The organism is Metabacillus endolithicus (genome assembly GCF_023078335.1).
Classification (GTDB): domain Bacteria; phylum Bacillota; class Bacilli; order Bacillales; family Bacillaceae; genus Metabacillus; species Metabacillus endolithicus.
On record NZ_CP095550.1, the window covers coordinates 5,035,818 to 5,051,955 of the forward strand.

The following is a 16,138-nucleotide window of genomic DNA, read 5'->3' on the forward strand; positions in this document are numbered from 1 at the left end:
AATAAATGTAATTAAGGAAAAAACGAATGTTTGGTGTACAAAAAATTGAATCCACGGACTATCAATGTTGTCGCCACGTAGTAAAAAAACAAAAAGCCTGTAATACATAAAAATGTGTAAGCAGCTGCTAAAATTATTGTATAATCCCATCTCGTCCAGTGAAAATAGATATCTGACTTACTAAAATCTATATCACCTTTATGGTTTTTTACCACTTTTTTATTCATTGTTGCGATTAACAAAGCAAATGTCGTACCAAGTAAACCAGCAACAATCGTACTAATAAGCCAACCTAATGCCATGTGCTACACTCCCTTTCATTCTTTTACTACCTTATACAATTGAATAGATGAAAAGGTTCATTTAATATTCTCATTTAGATATTTTCTTATTTTCGAGGCTATTTCAGTGGGGTTAGGTACTTGAAAAATCACATATTTATATTTTACATGACCCTCTAACTCAATAATAACCAGCGGTTCTAAACGTTCATAAGATAAAAAATACCATTCATTAGCAAACTTAAAACTGCCTTCATAAATATGTAATGGAGACAAAGAAGTGCCAGGCATTCTGAGCATCCACCGAGGCGCATCAAAATAATCAACTAAGACACTTTCGATTGTCTTGTAAGGAATGTGTACTTTTCGTTTTAAAGCAAAATACCCTGTTAAACCGGTTAAATGTAAAATTAGTTCATCTTCACCAAATTGAAGTTCTCTTCCCATTTTAACACCTCCATAAAAGAACATTTTCCTTCAAACCATTAACGCTATAAGATCATCACTTTTTATTACCATCATCTTGTTTCTCATCTTCGGTTAGAATTTCTTGTTCTTCATGAAATGACACTTCTGTTTGTCCTGTGATTTCGTCAAAGGGTGTATAAAAAGGACTTGCACTTTTTTTCTTAATGAAAACCTTATAAAAACTGATTATAACTAACAAAACAATAACAATTGGAAAACCTATTGTGATCATATTCATGGGATCCATCTGCTTCCCCCTAAATAGTTTTCGTCCTTTTCCTATGATAATAATACGGTAGTAAAAAATGTAAGTTTCACTTTTTTTCCTGCCCAGTACCTTCCTACAAGGTGAATGCTGAGTTCTTTGCATCTCTGGTCATGGTGTACATTTCTGATTTTATCAGGAAGAATTCATACAGCCGTCCAATCAAAGCCTTAGTCAAATCATACTATATATTAACCTCATGAAAAGGAGGTGTAAGATATGAGTGGCGGATATGGTTACGGTACTGGTGCAGGTTTTGCACTAATCGTTGTCCTATTTATCCTTTTAATCATCATTGGTGCTTCTTACGTAGGTGGAGGCTACGGTGGTTACTAATTAAATAGGATTTTAACTAAGGCAGACTATTTAAGTAGTCTGCCTTTTTTAGTTTAACTGAACTAATTTATTACGTTGTCCTTTATTTCTGACAAATCAATGAAGACTTTAACACAATTCAACCGAATAATTACCTCGTTCATATAAAAAAATAACGAAGAAAGGAGAATGTTTTATGAATGAAAAAAAAGAACCACAATTTAGCAGCGGTGAACTCCAACCGGATCAGTTAAAAGGCTATTATGGAATGGATCCAGAAATGAGTCTTTTATCTGTAAATTTTGCAACAACTGAAAATCCATATCTTAACGAGCATTACCAATTAGATTCTAAAGAAAATGAAAAAGAATAAATAACAAAAAGTCAGGCATTCGCTTTACTAGTTCATGCCTGACTGTAAGGGATTTATTCATTTAGCAATTTTAATGTCTCTAACCCTACCTTATCATAGTGAATTTCTCCAAATTCACCAGACTTTGCATCCATGTTAATGATTATTCGATCTGCACCATCTTTGTGAATTGCACGAAAAATAACTGTCCATATTCCATCGTTTAAAATGCTTTCCTCTGATTCAATAGTCATCCCTTCACCTTCGTGTTCTTCAAACCATTTCTTCACTTCATCCTTTTCCTTTGTCCTGTCTCTTGCTTGCTCAACAGTTAATATTTCAGGATCTTTATCACTGTTCAACTCTATAGGGAATAATGATATGAAAGGATCGTTATCATGTTTTTGGAAAGAAAAAGATATCTCATACATGCCACTTAGTGCATGAACAGTACTGTGATCTGTTACGTTTATTTCACGTTTAAAGGTAACTTGTTTCTCAAAAGTTTCATTAGGTTCCATTTTCTTTAAATCTTTTGGATCTAAAACACTCTCACAATTCATTTCTTCTCCATTACTACTATTAAGATATATATGCATCATCTTTTTTTATCGAAATACTAAAAGGAATACCACATCGATCGTTATACACAATTGCCTCTTTACTCGTATTGGTGATTGATGCATTTATGTTTATTTCTTTTTCCATCTCTATAGTAGCTTGTAAGGCAATGTCATTCTGTTTAACATCATGTGTGAGCACCTGTGTTTCACTAGATGATGATGGCTCTTTTATATCACAACCACTTATGATTAGAATGAAAAGGATAACCGCTAACTTTTTCATTTCATCCCCCTTTAATAAATTGTCTTTCCCCTATCATAAAACAAATGGTAGTAAATGGTAAGGGTTTATGCGGGAAAATTGACAAAAAAATTTATTTGTGCTATAATTTACCAAATAAATATTTGTGTGTATAATAAGGTTCTCCTGGCCAGGGGAATCTTATTTTTGTTATATCGGAGGAAAAGTAATGAAGAAAAATGAATCCAGTGTAACTTCCTTGATTACAGCCTTTAGTCGAGCCTACCATAGTATATATGATGATACACCCCATATTTTTAATGACTATATTGCCAAAAACTTACTTACCCAAGAAGAATTTATAGATATTCGCGAAAACCTGATAAATAGTATTCAGCTTTTCAATCAAGACATTGCTGAAAAGTTTAAAAATAAACCGGATGAAGTTTTAAAATGGATCACGCAAATCCAACTTTCTCCTACGCCTCTATCACGTGCGGCTTATTGTGAACAAGTACTAAAAAGTGAAATGGCTTTAGGTGTTCAACAATATGTTATTTTAGGAGCTGGATTTGATTCCTTCTGTCTGCGAAACCAGGAGTTACATTTAGAAGTATATGAGGTTGATCATCCAGCAACACAGGAATTTAAAAAGAGTCGGTTAGAAAATGATGAAATTCCAGATACTCTTCATTTTGTTCCGGGTGATTTTACAAAGGAATTTACGATACAAGGTCTTGTGGAAGAAGGTTTTAATCCTGATCATAAAACATTTTTTAGTCTTTTAGGTGTTTCTTATTATTTATCAAAACAAGAAAATGCCGAATTGATTTCTACATTATTTAGTAAAGTCCCACAAGGAAGTTCCATCGTTTTTGATTATGCAGATGAACATCTTTTTGAAGAAAAAGGAAAGTTTAATAGAGTTCAAAATATGGTGAAAATGGCATCAGCTAGTGGTGAACAGATGAAATCATGTTTTACTTATGAAGAAATAGAGAAAATGTTAGAACATGCTGGTTTACTCATTTATGAGCATTTATCACCTGATAAGATACAACAGCAATTTTTTAGTAATCGCTCAGATTACTTGTCTGCATTTGAGACAATTCATTATATTCATGCTGTGAAAAAATAGAGTCTAAATAGAAACCTCCCATACTTTACATGGGAGGTTTTCTCTTTCTATCTCTTGAAAATCGCCTTTGTCCACATTTTTATAAAAAAATAAAGACTTAAAAACTTATCTTCTTTATTTTAAAGTTATAAATAAGGTAAAAAGATAAAAACCATAGTTCAGAGAGGGAATTTTAATAATGAAAATTGAATCACCTAAAATACAAAATCAAGATAACTTACCATTGAAAAATTTTACTGATATTTTCTATGAAGAAGACTTAGAACTAGAAATGTGTCAAATTAATGATGCTTTATTTGATAATGAAGTACTTCCTAGAGCTCGATTTTATAAGATGCTCTTTAAAAATTGCAAGTTTAACTCTACAGACTTTTCCAAAATTGATATCACAGATGTTATTTTTGAAAACTGTGATTTTTCCAATGCAAAAATGAATTCTTCTTCTATACACAGAGTTGAATTTAAAAATTGTAAGCTACTTGGTGTAGATTTAACTGAGTCTAGCTTTGGAAATGTTCACTTTCAAAATACTTTACTTAACTTATCAGGTTTTGGGAATTCAAAACTAGAAAAAGTCATCTTTCAAGATACATCATTAGAAAGCTCCGATTTTTATGAATGCAAATTTAAGAAGGTCGATTTTACAACGTGTAACATGAACAGTGCAAGCTTTGAGGGCACATCTCTCAAAGGAATAGATATTAGTACTTCTTCCTTTGATTCACTCACTGTGTCTTTATCAGATCTTCAGGGCTGTAAAGTTTCTTCCTATCAGGCCGTTCAATTTGCGGCGATCTTAGGATTAGTTATTGTGGATTAAAACACTACCTACAACCAAAGCCACATTCGCGCTGAATGTGGCTTTGTAAATCGTTATGATATTTTCTCTAAAAATTTCTTTTCAAACTGAATCGCATTAACTGCTTGTGAAAAGAGGTAGCCTTGTCCAATTTTACAACCATTTTCAAGTAATATTCTTAATTGATTTTCCTTCTCTATTCCCTCAGCAACAACATTTAGATTCATGTTGTTTCCCAAATCAATAATAGTTTTAATCATCATCCGTTGGTTATGATCGTCTGGATTATTGATAAAAGACTTATCAATTTTTATTGTATCGATCGGTAGCTGCTGAAGCACATGTAAGGAGGAGTATCCAGTTCCAAAATCATCTATAGAAATTTTAATCCCCAACTTTCTAAGACGATTCAAAATATGAATACTAACATTTATGTCTTGCATAATGCTTTCTGTAATTTCTAATTCTAAAAATTGTGGCTCTAGCTTGGACTCTTTCAAAGCTTGACTTACCATATCAATAAAATCTTTATTTTTAAGTTGCCTTACAGAAACATTGATTGAAACACATAAAGACGGATAGCCTTTTTCCTGCCATGTTTTACTTTGCTTACATGCTGTCTTTAGTACCCATTGTCCAATAGAGATAATTTGTCCAGTTTCTTCCGCAATCGGAATAAATTCAACAGGAGAAATCATCCCTAATTCAGGATGGTTCCAACGCAGCAACGCCTCCATTCCATTAATCATATTAGTCTCTAAATCTACCTTTGGCTGATAAGAAAGAGAAAATTGATTTTTTTTGATTGCACTTCGCAGTTCATTTTCTATTTTCATTTTTCTAGTATTGATTTTTTCTAGTTCCGTGTTATAAAATTTAAAGCTGTTTTTCCCATTTTCCTTCGCTAGATACATGGCAACATCAGCATTTTTAAGAAGGTCCTCCCCATTATCTCCATGATCAGGATATCTACTAATCCCTATACTTGGTGTGACGATAATTTCATGTTCATCAATTCGAAATGGTTGGGTAAATTCATTCAATATCCTGTGAGCTATCATTGAACATTGTTCTTCTAAACCTTCAGAAACGATGATGACAAACTCGTCCCCACCTAGTCTATAAATTTCAGCAGAATTATCTAAAGCGTCGCGAAGTCGTTCTGCTGTTTTTATTAAAACGTGATCTCCGTGATAATGACCAAGTGTATCATTTATTACCTTAAATCGATCAAGGTCTAATAATAAGACAGCCATGCTTTTATTAGTAGCATGATTCAATCTTTCACTTAAATCCTCTTGAAAGCTAGCTCGATTATTTAAACCAGTTAGTGGATCCTGATATGCTAAAAACTTATACTCTTCCATAAGTTTTTTATTTTTATTTAAAACTCTTAGTTGGCGAACTATAACCAGCATCATAACAATAACTAATCCAATGCTAAGGAGATTTAGTTTCCAATCATAACTATGTGTTACTAATACAATAAGCACTATTACACTTAAATATGGGAATATACTCTCCCTTCTATCAAATGGATTCATTATCTTAAATTTTGGTTCTTCACTATTATTTTTAGCGTAATACCCGCCAATTCCTATGAACAAATTCGACAGCACCCATAAAAAGTCTGACATACTTCCAGGCTGATATGTTTTCATCGTTGTTTGATAAGCATAATAAGAATCAGCTATAACTTGCAAAGAGAACCCAATAATAATATATAAAAACACATTTTCTTCTTGTTTATCTTGCTGAATTAAATAGTAAAGAATCGTTATAACAAATAATATACTTAAACTTATAATAGGATAGGCAATATTTGTGATAATAATTAAAAGAGACTCTGAATTTAAGATATTAGGTCTAATTAAATAGTGCGCACTAACAGCTGTTGCAGTTAACATAAAAACAACGATATTGAATAAGTAAGAGCTAGTTGAAACAACAAGACTAATTTCTCTTACTTTATAAATTAAGGCTGATAAATAGAAAATATAGCCTAAAAGCCAGATGAAATAAGAGGAATCAGGAAACGATGTTGTTTTCTCAAACATTTGATGGATCAACCATAAAATATTTGATGTTATTGTCAGACTTACTCCGATTCCTAATATAAACCAAAAGTATTTTCTTTTATTACTTATACTTTTATACGCTTTTATGAGCCAAACACAGCTAATGATTCCTACAATAATTTGTATGAAAGAAAGTACAATAGATTCTAGCAAAATATGATCAATACAAATTTTTAAGATGCAATATGTGAAAACGGATACAAACAGTGTGATTGTAGGTAATCGTCCAATCTTTAACATAGCAATCCCCCACTAGGACAATTAATAAGTGTAAGAAAAATGAAAAGGGTTACTCCCAAATGGAAATAACCCTAAATCGTTATTCCTTTGGTAACTCAGCCACCATAGGTTTCCCCCGTAGGTCTGTAGCTTTGCGTCATCATTTTTCAATGATTTTGCCTTTTCAGTGAATTTTTTAAATTGTTATCTCTATTTTATCATTTTTATTTCGTGAAAAATAGTCCCTTTTAACTATGAAGAAAGTTATAAAGAAAGTTGTGTCAAACTTGCAATAGAAATGGTTCGAATTTCATAAAGACAGGGTTTTCAAAAAAGACTATACTTGCTTTTGCAACTATAATTTCGAGGTGAAAACAGAGTGAAGGTATTTAAAAGCGCAATTGGTTTCATGTTTATCCTATTTGTAGCGTTTTACCCTATTAATGCAAGTGCAGCAACGTTAAATGAGGCCCAACTTGCTGTAAAGAAAGCAGAAAGCTATGGTGGATCATTAAAATGGCAAATGTCTGTGGAAAGAAACAATGGAATTAGAGACATAGATATGAAGCTTTATAATGATACAAAAACTTATTATCAAAAAGCAGTCACTATCGTCTCATCCTTAAAAAGCAGCACAGCCAAAACTCAATTAGAAGCAAGATTATCTAGTAATGTGAAACAACAAATTGATAAAGCAGCAACTTACATTGATGCTTTAAAGGTTGGTCGATCTGTTGATGCAAAAAGATTAGAACTTAAAAAACGCAATGATTCTCTTATCATGAATCATGAGACAGTTATTCTTTATAACAATCTCTCTGCAGAAATCAAAAAGCTAGACCGTGTTGTTTCACGAGTGTACGGAAAACCAAATCGTGATGCCTTTCGTGAAAAGTTTGTAAATCCAGCGAGATTCGAGCAAAGCAGAATTATTTATCCTGTATCTGCCTTTATTGAACTGGAACGGGCAAAACAAGAAATGGCTAAAAATGAAGTGAATATTGATTATGTTCTAGATCGATTCATTTTGATTGATCGTTTTCTAGAAAACGTTGAACAAGAGTCTATTTACCAAAACATAGCAAGTAATCTTCACCTTTTAGAAATGGAATTGGCTGAAATGAATATCTTTGAAGGACCAAGAGTCATTTCTGTTGAGATGGTTGAAGACGAAGCCAATATGATTCGTGTTCTATTCAAAGGCCAAGAAGGAGTTCCTGTAGAAGAGGCATACTATGAAATCGAGATTCCATTCGAAGTTGGGAAAAACAGTGTTATTGGCTTTGAGCATGGTGGCTACGAGTATTTGATAAATATCTATTGGAATGAAGGACAATTTGGCGGGTTATTTGCACATGTTACTGAGCTTGATTCGAGGATAATAGAATAGGTGTTAACCATAAAAGAGAAATCCTTATTTGGATTTCTCTTTTATTCGTTTGCTTTGCTAGATAGCAGCCAATCTTTAAATAAGGTCTGAACTACCTCTCTTTTTTCAATCGTCATCAAGTGACCCGCCTGATCAAGAACTGTAAAGGAAAGATTAGAAAACATATCTAGAAAAGGAAGATAATCACGATAACCGCAAATAGAATCCTGCTTCCCTAAAATAAAAAGTGTAGGAGTATTTAAATTGTTCATGTCACTAAACGGGTCATTGTTCAAGTAATACCCCTCTTCCCTCCAATTAGACAAAAGAAATTCACGATCTGCTAATAAACGACCTGGTTGAATGGTATGGAAAAAGGACTCAATATTCTCCTTTGTTTGATATACAAGTAAAGTGTCAATAGCACTCCGAACTTCAGGATCTATTGTTTTTAATACATCTTCATCTACTTCTCTTACTACTTTTAATGGTAAAGTTCTTTCTTTTTTATGAAGAGCAGGTGCAAGTAAACACAAGCTCTTTACAGAATCTTTCTTTCTACTAAGAATCCCTTGAGCTAAATATCCTCCATAAGAATGCCCTACTAACGAAAATGTGAGAACTTTTAACTCAGTCTCTATAAAAGAAAGAATCATCTCTAAGAAATCTTGAGTAGACTTCATACTTATTCCAATTTTACTTTTCCCATGAGCAGGAATGTCTATATAAATTCGCTGAAAGCCTTTCAAATGATGAAAAATAGGTTCGATCCAATCTGTCATGGAACGATGATCTGTTCCCATAGCATGTAAAATAAGAATAGGATGTCCCTCTCCATACGTTTCATAAAATAATTGACTATCTTTAAAATCAAATATCATCTATCATTCACCCTTTAATTATTGGTTATCTATGTGCTGAATACTTTACCTAGAAACACAGGAGTATAGACAGACTTACTATAAAATACGAATGTCCTCTCCCTCAACTAACTTAATATGGATATTCATCGATGTTCCACTGTCAACATGGTTTGGCACATCTGTTAGGTCAAGTAACTCATTTACTTCAATCGTTTCTTCACTATTTCCTTCTATTGTAAACTTATGTGGCCCATTCAAATTCATGAGTGACTCCATTCGTACTTCATCTTCAGGGGAAAATGAATCTATAAATTCTAATTCAAATGAAACAGATTCACTGCTGCGATTATGCAAAACGAGAGAGCATTCACCATTTAATAGATTTTCGCTCACATTATCAAATTGACAGGTACCACTTCCATCATATGAGATGGCTGCTATCCCCTTAGCTAAGGTTTCTTGATATATTGTAATCAAAAGTGTTGGTAGAAATGAATAGACCAGGACAACGATGATCATTGTTCTTACACGATATTTCCTTAAACCAATACCAAGTAAAATCATTGCCAGAATAAACAAGAAAGATCCAATGATTCCGAGTACAACGTACCCATCTTGGTCTCGAATTGGTAACATCATGAATGAAGCCCGTGCGTCTATTGTTTTATTGTTAGGAAATGGAAAATAGAAGCTCATACATATACATAAAATCATAGCTGAACTAATTAAGGCTACTTTGCTTTTTACCATGTTATCCCTCTTTAAATAAGTTTTCATTTTTATCTTGATAAGTTAAAGCTTAAAGGCAGTCACTCTCTTCTGAATGCGCCTGCTCTCTATTGTTAGAGATAGATATGGTTCATTAGAATTCGTCTTATTCAGTTTCATACAAACCATTCAGTTCGGAATGGCGTTTTATCAGGTTAACGAGCTCTTGCTTTTGATTGTGTGATAGTTCATCCATAAGTTTCACTTCATAGTTATTGACCTTATACTTATTATAATACAGGCTTCTCGTATTACGTAAGTGCTTGTGATAGGATCATTTGATATGATTAGGGATAGCGTTTTGACTGTTTGAGCTTTTGTAACAAAGATCGGTGGATTTACTCTTTGGTTATGAGTGGGGAGAAAACAGCCTTCTTCGATACATAATAATCTATTGCTGTAATGAATGGAAAATAAAAAAACAATCAACTCTATTAGAGTAATGATTGTTTTTTAGGAAAAATCAAATTTTAAATTTACTTATTTCAACTCTTAGGTCATTTGCCATTTCACTTAACAATTGGGCAGAAGAAGTGATTTCTTCATTTGAAGCAGATTGCTCTTCTACAGAAGCTGCAACATTTTGGACACTAGATGAGGCTTGCACTGCAATGTCATCTATTTCTCTGATGCCTTCGGTCGTTGTCTTTGTTCTCTCATCAACCATGACCATAGCCTTAATTGCTGAGTCTGACTTATTTCCTATGTTGTGAACATAATTAACAATGTCTTTAAACGCTTCACCACTCTTATAAACCATGCCTCTTCCATCTTCGACGATGATCGTCCCACTATTTATAGAATCAACAGCCTCAGTGGTTTGAAGTTGTATCTCATTTACTAATTTTCTAATTTCTTCACCCGCTTTAGAAGAACCCTCCGCTAGTTTTCTAACCTCTTCGGCCACTACAGCAAATCCTTTACCTGCATCCCCAGCTCGTGCGGCTTCGATTGAAGCATTTAAAGCTAGTAAATTTGTCTGGTCCGCAATATTCGTTATTAAGGAAACAATTTGACTTATTTCCTTAGATTTTTCTCCCAAAGTATTCATTTTTTGCGAAGAGGACATGACTGAATGTTGTATTGTATCCATTTTATTGATCGTTTCATCTATTAACTTTAATCCAGTATCTGCCTTATCGTTTGTTACATTAGCTATATCGGAAATAGTTTGAATAGAAGAAGCAACATTTTTTAATTCATCACTAACTAATTTAGAAGATTTAAAGAGTTCGGATGTTTTCGTCGTTTGTAGTTCTGAACCTGAAACAATAGTTTGAATGGCATTTGAAATTTGCTCAACTGAGGCACTGCTTTGTTCTGTACTAACTTTAAAATCTTCTGAATACGAAGCAACCTTACCAGATGTATCATTCGTTTTTGTCACTACTTTATGTAAATTACTGATCATTAAGTTAAATGATGATGCTAATTGACCGATTTCATCTTTTGAGTTTTCTTCTATAATAATTGTTAAATCACCATTTGCTGCTAATTTTGTTGCCTCAAGAACTTTTTTAATTCGATTAATAATTAAAAATCTCGTAGCTAATGATATGATGACAGTTGCAACTAAAAGAGTAATAGAGGTGTTGACGAAAACTCCAAAACTACCGTCCACATATTCTTTCAATAAAAGGTTTATATATTGAGAAATTGGCGAACTAATTACTAAACTTACGATTACCACTACGATCATTTTAAGCCTTATACTTGCTTTAACATCCATTTTATCGGTGAATTTACTTCTTGTGTTATTCTTGAAATCCATTTTCTTATCTCCATTCTTAGGTGGTTAAAAAGTTAAACAACAAATTTTTTATCAATTCAAATTATGGGAACACATGTCAAAACCTCCTATTAGTACTTTTAACCCCTGTCCTATACCCTGTTCATGCCAATTAAAAACCTTTAAATCATTTATCTTTTTGAAAAAAGTTATTTTTTTGAGGAATTATGTGGATTATTTATGCGGAATTTACTATACCTTTTTATTTCCAGAAAAATGAGATTTCTTTATTGTTTGTTGGATTTGACAAGTATACTTTTAATAATGACTAATATGTTTGTCGAAACGAAAAAGATCATATACAATATAATCATCAGAAAACGAATTGAAGGTGAGGATTTGAAAAGTCGCTTAAAGGAGCTCAGGGCTCGTGAAGGTTATAACCAGACTCAACTTGCCAAGCTCGCTAAGGTATCTAGGCAAACAATAAGCTTGATTGAACGGGAAGAGTATATGCCTTCATTACTTATTGCCGTTCGTATTGCACGTATTTTTAATGAACCTGTTGAGCATGTATTTCAATTTGCGGAGGAGGAATTGTAAATGAAAGTAATCCTGCAGTTTATTTTCGGTGGAATTATTGGTTTTTTTGTCGTGTATGCACTCATGAGCTTTTCTGAGGTTAGGTTTTCTGGTGGGATAGCAGTCATCAGTTTAATCACACTTTCTTGCATCTTAATAGTGATGAGTATTTTGCGATATCAAAAGATTAAATCGTTAAACATCCAACAATTTAGTGGTGATGAAGAAGATGAAATTGAGGTTAATAAATATAAGATGTTTGCCGATTATTCTTTATATGCCAACTCCAGTATCGTTTTTTCTATTCTCGCACTTAGTTTAAGTCTTATTACCGCTCAACAATTAATTCTGCCGATTATGTCAATCGTTTTAATCTTTCTTTCTTATTTTTTGATCATGATGATGACATATATGATGAAACAAGTATATCCAGATCGTAATATTGATTTCCGTAGCCAAAGTGTCATTGATGTTGCGGACGATGGTGAAAAGCATGTTATCCTGGATGGATTATATAAATCACACGGTTTATTAAATATTTCTCTTATCGCGGCCATAGCACTATCAACTGTCTACTCTGTTACGAGGGAAGATCCACAAACCTTTTCCATTATCCTTATGGCAATGGTATTACTAGTGGTAAATTGTAAATATTTATTTGTTATTCGAAATAAGTAATAATTATGAAAAATAAGAGGAACCATAAATTCCTCTTATTTTTTATTGAAACTTTTCTGAAAATTAGATAACCTTTTTAAAGAGGTGATTTTTTGCAACAATACACGGGGTTTTTCATTTTATTAGCACTCATTTTGATTATTGTCATTTTCAACAGGTCGTTCAGATGGTGGATAAAAACGACAATTATCACCTATTATTTTGTACTCTCATCTATCTTTATTTCTACTAAAAATAAAATTGATAAACAATTCGAAAACATCCTCCCTGTTCCTGATGAATACTGGGATAAAAATTCAGAATTGGTTAGTACTATAGCGGGGTTTCTATTCTGGCCATTAGCGCTTATTTTAATTTTTATTTACTTTAAATGGTTTACTAAGGTTAATACTCGGATTGCTAAGGTCTTAGTTTTCACAAGCATCATTCCAGCAGCAGCTATCTTTCTTTTTTTTGTATTTTTATTTGATTTTTCATACGGGTACAGACCTTAACTAGAGTCTGTCTTTTATGTCATTGGTGCAAACCCAATATTTCTAAATTGAAGCGCTTATCCTTTATGGAAAGCGCTTCAATTTTTGAACAAGCGTACATTACATTTATATCACCTTTATAATCTAAGAATGAGATTGTCTCATAAAAAGCTGTGCTAGGTCCTACATTGAAAAAACACTTTTTACTAAATCCTCACGATGGCCAGAAACGTAGCGTTTTAAATCAAACCCTGCTTCATTTAGAGCATTTAGAAAATCATCCTGAAGCATCAGCAAGTTGAGCCTCGAAAATAGTTCATTTGCATTTAGTCTGTAGTCTTCAGTGATTGGGACAAAGCCGATGTGCATATGAGGTATTTTTTCATCGTAGTGGACACAAGCATAAATGATATTGTCTGCTCCGTACCTTTTTTGAAGAAATTCTAATCCTTTGTTAAAAAATCTCTTTATTTCTTTTTCTGATAAGTTTCCAAAGAACTCTTTTTCGGAAGTGATAATGAATTCACAAAGCCTCACAGCATCTTTTCTGATTTTCTTTTTAGAAAACATTGCTTTCTCAATTCTATTTCTACAACTTCCAGATAATCTATTTTGCTTTTATTAAGAAGATCATAGTTTAAAGTTGATTTTTCCTTGTCTATATAATGATTGACTTCACTTTCCATTGCTCGTTGGTTATGATGTTGAACACATTGAATAGTTGAAGCTTTTAATTTTTGCATGTTTAAAATCAGGAAATAACTCAATGGGCAAAACCTCTCTTCTACCATTGTTATTGTTTGCTACTTCAATTTATTAAGTTTATTTTTCTAAAACGATTTTCTATAGTTTGTATAGCTATAAATTCGTCAATTCCTTTAGCTTTTATAGTAAATTGGGTATCCGGTCTAATCCCTAAAGACATAGCATCCATTAACGATTCCGGTGTGTTTTTTAATTCAACACAATGTTCTCTATATTCAAGAATGATCGTTGATACGCACTTATTAGAAACATTCACTAATATAGTTGACGGACGAACAAATCCTGTTCTTGATAAGGTATATTGTTTTTCGATCACTGTTCACAACCTCACTTCTATAACTCTCTTTCTTTTTATTATGTAGCACTTTAAAGAGCAATCGTTATCTAATTCCTATCAAGTTCTTGCCTAATCCTATCAGGATGGATAAAGGTTAAAGACTATCTCTCTTGGTATTGAAAGTCAGGTAGATGGTTTGCAAAACCTATATTCTCTGGTTCTATTTTTCAAAAAGGGAGTTAGATGATGAAAACATATTCGATCAGCCAAGTGGCAAAAAAATTGGATCTGACGGTATATACCTTACGATACTACGATAAAGAAGGACTTCTACCTTTTGTAGAACGAACTGAGAGTGGAACAAGATTGTTTAAAGAATCTGATGTTGAGGCTCTAAAAATTATTGAATGCTTAAAATCCACAGGGATGACAATAAAGGAAATTAAACACTTCATTGATTGGTGCTCTGACGGAGATGTCACGTTGCAAAAAAGATATAACATGTTTATGGAGCGAAAAGCAACGGTTGAAACACAGATGGCAGAACTCAAAAAAACACTGGAACTCATTGATCATAAGTGTTTCTATTACAAGACTGCTCTTGATGCTGGAACGGAAGATGTTCATAAAAAGAATAAAATTGAGATTACCTATTAATGTAAACCTCGTGTATTTCATAGTTGTGATAATGAAATGCACGTGGTTTACTTTGTTCATTTGCAAACTTTTACGTTAGTCACGACTGCTCCAGTGGCAATATTAGCACCATCACCAATGGTTACACCTGGAACGACAGTAGCATTTGCACCAATCTATACATTTTTATCAAAAGATATTGGTGCAGTGGTTAACTTCAATACTTCCTACGAGACTTTGTGCATCAAAGAAGTCATCTCAGATCCTCCTGTGCTGAGATGTTTACGATCGGTAGAGCAATTGATAAGAGAAAATTAACATAGTGATCACCATTTTCTCGTGATATGATGTATATATATTCCAATTTGGAAAGGTGATTACATGACAACTACATATAAAAACATGATCTCTACAAAAGAAGAATTTGAAGAGTTTCGCTCGTTTATTGGCACTCCCAGCCAAAGAGCTGCAAATAAAGTGATTTCTTTTATTGACGAACACTGTGTTGATTTTATCTCAAAATCTCCATTTTTATCTCTATCTACTTCTAATTCAGAAGGAGAATGTGATGTAACTCCAAGAGGAGATGCCCCTGGATTTGTGATGGTATTAGATGAACAGCATTTATTTATTCCAGAACGTCCAGGAAATAAACGAATGGATTCCGTTCATAACATCATGTCCAACCCTAACATTGGACTCCTATTTTTGATTCCTGGTTTAGGAGAAACTTTAAGAATAAACGGGAAAGCTTATATTTGTCGTGACCCTGAACTACTTGAAAAAAGCGCGGTGAATGGAAAAAGCCCTTTATTTGGTTTATTAGTAGAAGTGAAAGAATGCTATGTTCACTGTGCGAAAGCTTTTATCCGATCACAGATATGGGATAGTGATTCATGGTTAGCAAAAGAGGATCTTCCCTCAGCTCCAAAAATGCTGGTTGCTCACTCAAAATTGCCAAATACGACTTCAGATCAAGTAGCAAAGGAATTAAAGGAAAGCTATACGCAACGTCTGTATTAAATCAATTAAACTAGTTAACTAAGCTTAACACCCCATTAAACATGGGGTGTTTTATTTTCGTTTATTCTACTGCCACTTCCCTACTAATTTCTAAGTTTCTCGGCAAGTTCTTCTAATTGATTTGGCTGCACGATCCGATAGTGTCGTCCATCCTTTTGCAGGTAGCCCTTCTCACAAAATTGTGAAAGAACATGTAACAGATGTCGATAGGATACGCCTAAAAAGTCACAAACTGTAACGTGTTTCTCTTTATATA

At 33.1% G+C, this 16,138-nt stretch carries 21 protein-coding genes, 2 pseudogenes and 1 riboswitch; of the genes and pseudogenes, 11 read left to right on the forward strand and 12 right to left on the reverse strand.

The window, feature by feature from the left end; all coding sequences use genetic code 11:
• Nucleotides 1–11 precede the first annotated feature (11 nt).
• The 3 genes from MVE64_RS25680 to MVE64_RS25690 are packed head-to-tail and all read right to left on the reverse strand — an operon-like array spanning nt 12 to nt 996.
• Nucleotides 12–302, reverse strand: a complete 291-nt coding sequence (locus tag MVE64_RS25680; protein WP_247342411.1) for a hypothetical protein — start codon at nt 300–302, stop codon at nt 12–14.
• 57 nt (nt 303–359) lie between these two features.
• Complete coding sequence (locus tag MVE64_RS25685; RefSeq protein ID WP_121661772.1) at nt 360–728, reverse strand: hypothetical protein; 369 nt, start codon at nt 726–728, stop codon at nt 360–362.
• Between the two features lie 55 nt (nt 729–783).
• Nucleotides 784–996 (reverse strand): DUF3951 domain-containing protein, encoded by a 213-nt coding sequence (locus MVE64_RS25690; protein ID WP_121661773.1) that lies wholly within the window; start codon nt 994–996, stop codon nt 784–786.
• A gap of 237 nt (nt 997–1,233) precedes the next feature.
• Here MVE64_RS25690 and MVE64_RS25695 point away from each other — a divergent pair, with 237 nt between their 5' ends.
• Together MVE64_RS25695 and MVE64_RS25700 are read left to right on the forward strand one after the other, a co-directional pair.
• Nucleotides 1,234–1,350 (forward strand): YjcZ family sporulation protein, encoded by a 117-nt coding sequence (locus MVE64_RS25695; RefSeq protein ID WP_247342413.1) that lies wholly within the window; start codon nt 1,234–1,236, stop codon nt 1,348–1,350.
• A gap of 175 nt (nt 1,351–1,525) precedes the next feature.
• Complete coding sequence (locus MVE64_RS25700) at nt 1,526–1,702, forward strand: hypothetical protein (protein ID WP_212134928.1); 177 nt, start codon at nt 1,526–1,528, stop codon at nt 1,700–1,702.
• A gap of 53 nt (nt 1,703–1,755) precedes the next feature.
• Here the strand turns inward: MVE64_RS25700 and MVE64_RS25705 are convergent, their stop codons facing one another.
• Both MVE64_RS25705 and MVE64_RS25710 read right to left on the reverse strand, forming a co-directional pair.
• Nucleotides 1,756–2,244, reverse strand: coding sequence for a hypothetical protein (locus tag MVE64_RS25705; RefSeq protein ID WP_247342415.1), 489 nt, complete (start codon nt 2,242–2,244; stop codon nt 1,756–1,758).
• A gap of 19 nt (nt 2,245–2,263) precedes the next feature.
• Nucleotides 2,264–2,527, reverse strand: a complete 264-nt coding sequence (locus MVE64_RS25710; RefSeq protein WP_247342417.1) for a hypothetical protein — start codon at nt 2,525–2,527, stop codon at nt 2,264–2,266.
• Nucleotides 2,528–2,714: 187 nt separating this feature from the next.
• Between MVE64_RS25710 and MVE64_RS25715 the strand changes: the two genes are divergently transcribed.
• On the forward strand, nt 2,715–3,623 hold the full coding sequence (locus tag MVE64_RS25715; RefSeq protein WP_247342420.1) for a class I SAM-dependent methyltransferase: 909 nt from the start codon (nt 2,715–2,717) through the stop codon (nt 3,621–3,623).
• 178 nt (nt 3,624–3,801) lie between these two features.
• Complete coding sequence (locus MVE64_RS25720; RefSeq protein WP_247342422.1) at nt 3,802–4,443, forward strand: pentapeptide repeat-containing protein; 642 nt, start codon at nt 3,802–3,804, stop codon at nt 4,441–4,443.
• A gap of 53 nt (nt 4,444–4,496) precedes the next feature.
• On the opposite strand, the gene MVE64_RS25725 is transcribed toward MVE64_RS25720, so the two are convergent.
• Nucleotides 4,497–6,740: an EAL domain-containing protein gene (locus MVE64_RS25725; RefSeq protein WP_247342425.1), complete on the reverse strand. Its 2,244-nt coding sequence runs from the start codon at nt 6,738–6,740 to the stop codon at nt 4,497–4,499.
• Between the two features lie 86 nt (nt 6,741–6,826).
• Nucleotides 6,827–6,910, reverse strand: a riboswitch (cyclic di-GMP riboswitch).
• A 188-nt stretch (nt 6,911–7,098) separates the two neighbouring features.
• Here MVE64_RS25725 and MVE64_RS25730 point away from each other — a divergent pair.
• Nucleotides 7,099–8,109, forward strand: coding sequence for a hypothetical protein (locus MVE64_RS25730; RefSeq protein ID WP_247342428.1), 1,011 nt, complete (start codon nt 7,099–7,101; stop codon nt 8,107–8,109).
• Between the two features lie 41 nt (nt 8,110–8,150).
• Here MVE64_RS25730 and MVE64_RS25735 read toward each other — a convergent pair whose 3' ends face one another.
• The 3 genes from MVE64_RS25735 to MVE64_RS25745 form a co-directional block, all read right to left on the reverse strand.
• Nucleotides 8,151–8,969 carry an alpha/beta fold hydrolase gene (locus MVE64_RS25735; RefSeq protein ID WP_247342430.1) on the reverse strand — a complete coding sequence of 273 codons (819 nt, stop codon included), beginning with the start codon at nt 8,967–8,969 and terminating at the stop codon, nt 8,151–8,153.
• A gap of 78 nt (nt 8,970–9,047) precedes the next feature.
• The gene (locus MVE64_RS25740; RefSeq protein WP_247342433.1) at nt 9,048–9,701 is read right to left on the reverse strand and encodes a hypothetical protein; all 654 of its coding nucleotides are present in this window, start codon (nt 9,699–9,701) and stop codon (nt 9,048–9,050) included.
• A gap of 481 nt (nt 9,702–10,182) precedes the next feature.
• The gene (locus MVE64_RS25745; RefSeq protein WP_247342435.1) at nt 10,183–11,490 is read right to left on the reverse strand and encodes a methyl-accepting chemotaxis protein; all 1,308 of its coding nucleotides are present in this window, start codon (nt 11,488–11,490) and stop codon (nt 10,183–10,185) included.
• Between the two features lie 357 nt (nt 11,491–11,847).
• Between MVE64_RS25745 and MVE64_RS25750 the strand changes: the two genes are divergently transcribed.
• From MVE64_RS25750 to MVE64_RS25760, 3 genes are all read left to right on the forward strand, one after another.
• Nucleotides 11,848–12,051, forward strand: a complete 204-nt coding sequence (locus MVE64_RS25750; protein ID WP_247342438.1) for a helix-turn-helix transcriptional regulator — start codon at nt 11,848–11,850, stop codon at nt 12,049–12,051.
• Complete coding sequence (locus tag MVE64_RS25755) at nt 12,052–12,708, forward strand: DUF3169 family protein (protein WP_247342441.1); 657 nt, start codon at nt 12,052–12,054, stop codon at nt 12,706–12,708.
• 92 nt (nt 12,709–12,800) lie between these two features.
• Nucleotides 12,801–13,202 (forward strand): hypothetical protein, encoded by a 402-nt coding sequence (locus MVE64_RS25760; RefSeq protein WP_247342443.1) that lies wholly within the window; start codon nt 12,801–12,803, stop codon nt 13,200–13,202.
• Nucleotides 13,203–13,364: 162 nt separating this feature from the next.
• Here MVE64_RS25760 and mobV read toward each other — a convergent pair.
• Nucleotides 13,365–13,972 (reverse strand): annotated as a pseudogene (mobV, locus tag MVE64_RS28235) (MobV family relaxase).
• Between the two features lie 17 nt (nt 13,973–13,989).
• Entirely contained in the window at nt 13,990–14,262 is a 273-nt protein-coding gene (locus MVE64_RS25775) for an HPr family phosphocarrier protein (protein WP_247342452.1), read from the reverse strand.
• 207 nt (nt 14,263–14,469) lie between these two features.
• On the opposite strand from MVE64_RS25775, the gene MVE64_RS25780 reads away from it, so the two are divergent.
• The 3 genes from MVE64_RS25780 to MVE64_RS25790 all read left to right on the forward strand — a co-directional run bounded on the left by MVE64_RS25780 (nt 14,470) and on the right by MVE64_RS25790 (nt 15,882).
• Nucleotides 14,470–14,880, forward strand: coding sequence for a MerR family transcriptional regulator (locus MVE64_RS25780; RefSeq protein ID WP_247342454.1), 411 nt, complete (start codon nt 14,470–14,472; stop codon nt 14,878–14,880).
• Nucleotides 14,881–14,916: 36 nt separating this feature from the next.
• Nucleotides 14,917–15,177, forward strand: a complete 261-nt coding sequence (locus MVE64_RS28000) for a hypothetical protein (protein ID WP_345740730.1) — start codon at nt 14,917–14,919, stop codon at nt 15,175–15,177.
• A gap of 63 nt (nt 15,178–15,240) precedes the next feature.
• Nucleotides 15,241–15,882 carry a pyridoxamine 5'-phosphate oxidase family protein gene (locus MVE64_RS25790; protein ID WP_247342457.1) on the forward strand — a complete coding sequence of 214 codons (642 nt, stop codon included), beginning with the start codon at nt 15,241–15,243 and terminating at the stop codon, nt 15,880–15,882.
• Nucleotides 15,883–15,965: 83 nt separating this feature from the next.
• On the opposite strand, the pseudogene MVE64_RS25795 reads toward MVE64_RS25790, so the two are convergent.
• A pseudogene (locus MVE64_RS25795) lies at nt 15,966–16,138 on the reverse strand (transcriptional regulator YeiL); the annotation flags it as partial.